Below are 392 nucleotides of genomic sequence, written 5' to 3' on the forward strand. Positions count from 1 at the left end.
CGCTTGAAGAGGTCGATCACATCGGTATTGGTCAGGCGAAAGCAGCCTGACGTGCCGTCGAAGCCGACACCCTTGGGATCGTTGGTGCCGTGTATGCGGTACAGCGTATCGCGCCCGTCGCGCAAGAGGTAGAGTGCGCGCGCGCCGAGCGGATTGTAGGGGCCGGCGGGCACCATGTCCGGCAATCCCGGCTGGCGGGCGCGCATTTCCTTGGGCGGTCGCCATTCGGGCCATTCGGTCTTCGCCCCGACCTTGACCGTTCCGGTCCAGCCGAAGCCGTCGCGGCCGACGCTGATCTGGTAGCGCAGCGCCTGGCCTTGCCGCGTGACCAGGTAGAGCGCCTTCTCGTCCTTGCGGATGATGATCGTGCCGGGCTGCTCGGGGGTCTGGAA

General features: G+C 66.6%; 1 protein-coding gene. It reads right to left on the reverse strand.

The window, feature by feature from the left end; translation table 11 throughout:
• Window positions 1-392: L,D-transpeptidase (locus EOA27_RS40220; RefSeq protein WP_145970981.1), on the reverse strand; the 392-nt coding region annotated here is incomplete at both ends.

It is taken from the genome of Mesorhizobium sp. M2A.F.Ca.ET.037.01.1.1 (assembly GCF_003998075.1).
GTDB lineage: Bacteria > Pseudomonadota > Alphaproteobacteria > Rhizobiales > Rhizobiaceae > Mesorhizobium.